Raw genomic sequence first — 4880 nt, forward strand, 5'->3', positions numbered from 1 at the left:
TAGACCACGAGCTCGTCGCGCCCCTGGAAGAGGTGCAGGAACGGCACCGGGCCGTCGGGGCCGACGACCTCGACCGTCCCGTCGAACTCCACCATCGGCAGCCGGCGGCGGGCCGCGGCGATGGCGTCGCCCTCGCGGGTGTGGGCCTTCTCGCGGACCAGAAGCTCGTCACGGGCGCTCTGCCAGGTGGCCAGGTCGACAACGGGCGGACGGTCGGAGAGCGCGGTGCTCGGGTCGTCCGGCGTGGTGGTCATGGGTCCTCCGTGAAGTGTCGTACGGCAGCGTCGTACGGCTTTCTACGACGTTCTCCGGAACAGACTCCCGACCCGGCCGGAACTCATCGCCGCGAACGAACCGTGACCATGCTCGCCGCGCCGACGCAGGACGGGGCGTACAGCCGTCGCCCGCCGACCACACCCCCGGGCCCGACCGGGTCCCGCCGCCGACCCTGGGGCCGGTCGGCCGTGGTGCTACCGGCCCGGCTCGTGGACGTCGAGCACTCTCTCGTACCGGCACCTGCGGTGCTGCCGAACGTGGCTGTGTCGGCCGCATTCCCGGACGGGGCGCATCCGAGGCAGAGACGAGCTGAACAGACCGAGCCCGGGAACCCGCCCGTGCGGGGCGGACTCGGCAGGGTCGGACGCTTCCCGTACCGAATGGCGGGCGCCCTGCACGGCAACAGGTCCAGGTCAGGTTGGGGTCAGTTCCGGCAGGCGCATCCCGCGGCGCTCTTGGCCTCGCTGGCGGTGACGGACGGGTCGGCCGGCTGCTCGGACGGTGTGCAGCAGGCGGTGACGCCGCAGCAGGAGTCGTCCGTCGCGCCGGCGATGGGCTTGGTGGCGCGGACGATGGCGGAGTGCATGCCGTCGGCGACCTGGTGGGTCGGGACGATCTCGATGCCGGTGAAGCCGGCGGCCGCCAGGCCCGCGCGGTACTCGGCGAAGGACAGCGCTCCCGCGATGCAGCCGACGTAGTCCCCCCGTTCCGCCCGCTGTTCGGTGGTGAGGGCGTCGTCGGCGACGACGTCGGAGACTCCGATGCGGCCGCCGGGCCTGAGGACGCGGAAGGTCTCGGCGAAGACGGCGGACTTGTCGACCGACAGGTTGATCACGCAGTTCGAGATCACGACGTCGATCGTGTCCGCGGGCAGCGGGATCGCCTCGATGGTGCCCTTGAGGAACTCCACGTTGGTGGCGCCCGCCTTCGCCGTGTTGGCCAGAGCGAGGGCGAGCATCTCCTCGGTCATGTCCAGCCCGTACGCCTTGCCCGTCGGCCCGACGCGGCGAGCGGAGAGCAGGACGTCGATGCCGCCGCCGGAACCGAGGTCGAGGACACGCTCACCCTCGCGCAGTTCGGCCACGGCGGTCGGATTGCCGCAGCCGAGGGAGGCGGCGACGGCCTCGGCCGGCAGCGTGTCGCGCTCGTCCGCGGCGTACAGGGTGGAGCCGAAGTTCTCGTCGACCTCGACCGGCTCGGGCCCACAACAGGCGCTGCCACCCTCGGTCACCTGCACGGCCGCGGCCGCATACCGCTGCCGGACGGTCTCACGCAGGTCGATGGACTGCTCACTCATGGCCTCTCCTCCTGCTTGCATTGACGTTCATCGATGCAAGCTTGCGCCTTGAATCGAAAGACGTCAACATAGAGGAATGTCGAAACAAGAGCTTGAGGTGATCGGCCAGGAGGCCGCCTGCTGCCCGGGCCTGTCCGCCGCGCCGCTGGAGGAGGACCAGGCGGCCGAGCTGGCGAAGGTGTTCAAGGCCCTGGGCGACCCGGTCCGGCTGCGCCTGATGTCGATGATCGCCTCGCGCGGACAGGGCGGCGAGGTCTGTGTGTGCGAGCTGACCCCGGCCTTCGACCTGTCCCAGCCCACGATCTCCCACCACCTCAAGCTGCTGCGCCAGGCCGGACTCATCGACTGCGAGCGGCGCGGCACCTGGGTCTACTACTGGGTGCTGCCCGGCGTCCTGGACAGGCTCGGCGCGTTCCTCACCACTGCGCAGCCCGTCGGAGCCGGCGCGTGAGCGCGCCGCTCGGCCGCCGCGCCGCCGCCGAGGCGATCGGCACCGGGCTGCTGGTGACGGTGGTGGTCGGCTCCGGCATCCAGGCCGTCGAGCTGTCTCACGACGTCGGTGTGCAGCTGCTCGCCAACTCCCTCGCCACCGTCTTCGGACTGGGCGTCCTGATCGCCCTGTTCGGCCCGGTCTCCGGCGCGCATTTCAACCCCGTCGTCACCGTCGCCGCCTGGTTCACCGGCCGCCGCGGCCCGGACGGTCTCACGCTGCGGGACGTCGCCGCCTACACGACCGCCCAGACCGGGGGTGCGATCTGTGGAGCGATCCTGGCCGACGCGATGTTCGCCGAGCCGCTGGTGAAGTTCTCGACCCACGACCGGTGGGCCGGCCACCTGTGGCTGGGCGAGGTCGTCGCCACCGCCGGGCTGATCCTGCTGGTCTTCGGCCTCAGCCGGATCGGACGCGCCGCGCTCGCTCCGGGCGCGGTGGCCTCCTACATCGGCGCCGCCTACTGGTTCACCTCCTCCACCTCCTTCGCGAACCCCGCGGTGACCATCGGCCGGGCCTTCACCGACACCTTCGCCGGGATCGCGCCCCCCTCCGTGGCCCCGTTCGTCGCCGCCCAGTTGCTCGGCGCCGTGGTCGGACTCGGCGCGGTGGCCGCGATCCACGGCTCGGACACCGCTCCCGCACCCGCACGCCGCGAGGTCGGCGTCCCGAGCGGCGAGCCCGAGCCCGCCACCTCCTGACCACACCCCGCGCTTCCAGAAGGACCACCCACCATGAGCACTCCCGCCCCGCGCCCGTCGGTGCTGTTCGTCTGCGTCCACAACGCAGGCCGTTCCCAGATGGCAGCCGCCTTCCTCGCCCATCTCGCGGGCGACCGCATCGAGGTCCGCTCCGCCGGCTCGGCCCCCGCCGACGCCGTCAACCCGGCCGTGGTCGAGGCGATGGGCGAGGCCGGCATCGACATCTCCGCCCAGACCCCCAAGGTCCTCACGACCGAGGCCGTCCAGGCGTCCGACGTCGTGATCACCATGGGATGCGGCGACGCCTGCCCCGTCTTCCCCGGCAAGCGGTACCTCGACTGGCAGCTCGACGACCCGGCCGGACAGGGAGTCGAGGCCGTACGCCCCATCCGCGACGCGATCGAAACCCGCGTACGGGACCTGATCTCGGAGGTGGCGCCCCGCTGACGGCCCGGGCACCACCGCCCGACACCGCGACGGTGCCATACCCCTGAGCACGACGGCCGGCTGCCGGCCGCGCCCGCCCGAACCGGCCCACGAGCCGTTCGCCGAACTCGGGCGAGCCGCCCGGTCCTGGGTACCTCACATGGCGCAGCCAGGCAGCGGACCCTTCACACTCGGGCCGCCCGCCCGCACCCCTGCGGCTTGAAGCCCTGCTCAACGGCCCACGCCGGATCCGTGGACCCGGGATCAGCCGCCGGGCCGGGCCCCCTGGATGTGGAAGTTGAAGTCGCCGTGGCCGAGCGTGCCGTACAGATGCAGCCAGATCGGCAGGAGCATCTCGACGCCACGCGCGGTGGTGATGTCGCCCAGGTCGATGACGCTCGCTTCGGGCCAGCCGAAGGAGCCCAGCAGTGCCGTGACGGCCTTCTTGGCCCCGGTGTCGTCACCGCTGACGAACACGGTGTGCTCCCCTGCCACGCGAGCCGGCTCCACCATGACGAAACAGTTCATGGTGTTGAGGGTCTTGACGACCTTCGCGTCGGGAAAGGCCCGCTGGATGCGCTCGCCGAGGCTGTCGGTGTTGACCGGATCAAGCGTCGGTTTCCCGGCGGTGAAGCCCAGCGGGTTGGCGACATCGATGAGGACCTTGCCGCTCAGACGGGGTGCACCGGCCGCTTGCAGGGCATCGAGGCTGCGCTCGCCCGCGGTGGTGTTGACGACCGTCTCGCCGAAGGCCGCCGCCTTCTCGAAGGTCTCCAGACGCACCTGGCCGTGCTCTGCGTGCCAGTGGGCGAACGGCGGGTTGCCCATGCCGTCGGGTTCGGTGCGGGCGAGAGTGGCCCCGGGATCGCGGGTGCCGATGACGACGTCGTGACCGAGAGAGGCGAGCTTGCCGGCCAGCGTCCGGCCGACGATGCCGGTTCCGAGGACTGCGTAACGCATGCGAGTGGGTCCTTCCGGGTCTCGGGCGATCGGCCTGAGGCCGCGCCCATGAGAAAACCAACCGAGTCGTTCGCGTCGCGTGATGACGGTAGCTGTCGATACGGCTCCCCGTTCCCATCTATCGTGGAAAATCACATCATGATGGCTCGTGTCGAGGCAGGCTGCACATGAGGAAACCGCACATCGATTACGCGGCGGTCTTCCGGGCTCTGCCCGGCATGGTGGCGTTGCTGACGCCCGAGCTGGTGTACGTCGACGTCAACGACGACTTCCTACGGCTCACCGGTCGCGCCCGCGAGCAGTTGCTTGGCCACTACATCTTCGACGTCTTCCCCGAGAACCCCAATGATTCGGCCGCCTCCGGGATGCGGGAGACGCGGGAGTCGATGCTGCGCTCGGTGGCCACCGGGGAGCGCGACACGATGGCTGTGCTCCGCTACGACATCGAGGAGCCCCAGCGGCCCGGCCACTGGCAGGAGCACTTCTGGAGCCCGGTCAACGCGCCCGTCATCGGCACCGACGGGAAGGTGAAACTGCTCGTGCACCGGGTGGAGGAGGTCACCGAACTCATTCGCGCCCGCGGCGGACCGGGCAGCGACAGCCGGGCACGTGTGCTGGAGGCCGAGCTGTACACCCGCGCCCGGGAGCTCCAGGAGGTCAACGAACGCCTGCGCAAGGCGCACGCCCGCGAACGCGAGGTCGCCCTGGCTCTGCAGGAGGCCCTGCTGCC

The 4880-nt window shown here is 70.9% G+C and carries 7 protein-coding genes; 4 read left to right on the forward strand and 3 right to left on the reverse strand.

Annotated features, from left to right (window positions below; all coding sequences use genetic code 11):
• On the reverse strand, positions 1-254 hold a 254-nt coding region (locus JF597_RS00500), incomplete at its 3' end, for a DUF899 family protein (RefSeq protein WP_293986586.1).
• Between the two features lie 446 nt (positions 255-700).
• On the reverse strand, positions 701-1573 hold the full coding sequence (gene arsM / locus JF597_RS00505; protein WP_293986588.1) for an arsenite methyltransferase: 873 nt from the start codon (positions 1571-1573) through the stop codon (positions 701-703).
• A gap of 76 nt (positions 1574-1649) precedes the next feature.
• Here arsM and JF597_RS00510 point away from each other — a divergent pair, with 76 nt between their 5' ends.
• Genes JF597_RS00510 through JF597_RS00520 form a run of 3 tightly spaced genes read left to right on the forward strand, consistent with a single transcriptional unit; the run spans position 1650 to position 3211 of the window.
• Positions 1650-2024, forward strand: a complete 375-nt coding sequence (locus JF597_RS00510; protein ID WP_079140646.1) for a metalloregulator ArsR/SmtB family transcription factor — start codon at positions 1650-1652, stop codon at positions 2022-2024.
• Complete coding sequence (locus tag JF597_RS00515) at positions 2021-2764, forward strand: MIP/aquaporin family protein (RefSeq protein WP_293986591.1); 744 nt, start codon at positions 2021-2023, stop codon at positions 2762-2764. The genes JF597_RS00510 and JF597_RS00515 overlap by 4 nt, the downstream gene beginning before the upstream one ends.
• Positions 2765-2797: 33 nt before the next feature.
• Positions 2798-3211, forward strand: coding sequence for an arsenate reductase ArsC (locus JF597_RS00520; RefSeq protein ID WP_293986593.1), 414 nt, complete (start codon positions 2798-2800; stop codon positions 3209-3211).
• A 243-nt stretch (positions 3212-3454) separates the two neighbouring features.
• On the opposite strand, the gene JF597_RS00525 is transcribed toward JF597_RS00520, so the two are convergent.
• Positions 3455-4150: an NAD(P)-binding domain-containing protein gene (locus JF597_RS00525; protein ID WP_293986595.1), complete on the reverse strand. Its 696-nt coding sequence runs from the start codon at positions 4148-4150 to the stop codon at positions 3455-3457.
• A gap of 167 nt (positions 4151-4317) precedes the next feature.
• Here JF597_RS00525 and JF597_RS00530 point away from each other — a divergent pair.
• Positions 4318-4880 (forward strand): PAS domain-containing protein (locus tag JF597_RS00530; RefSeq protein ID WP_293986597.1); only part of this gene is annotated, 563 nt, incomplete at its 3' end.

The sequence above is a fragment of the Streptomyces sp. genome (assembly GCF_019510245.1).
Taxonomy (GTDB): Bacteria; Actinomycetota; Actinomycetes; order Streptomycetales; family Streptomycetaceae; genus Streptomyces.

Excerpts from the sequence above, each read along its gene's own strand:
- JF597_RS00525 (WP_293986595.1), bottom strand. The coding sequence starts at position 4,150 with ATGCGTTACGCAGTCCTCGGAACCGGCATCGTCGGCCGGACGCTGGCC.
- arsM (WP_293986588.1), bottom strand. The coding sequence starts at position 1,573 with ATGAGTGAGCAGTCCATCGACCTGCGTGAGACCGTCCGGCAGCGGTAT.
- JF597_RS00520 (WP_293986593.1), top strand. The coding sequence starts at position 2,798 with ATGAGCACTCCCGCCCCGCGCCCGTCGGTGCTGTTCGTCTGCGTCCAC.
- JF597_RS00510 (WP_079140646.1), top strand. The coding sequence starts at position 1,650 with ATGTCGAAACAAGAGCTTGAGGTGATCGGCCAGGAGGCCGCCTGCTGC.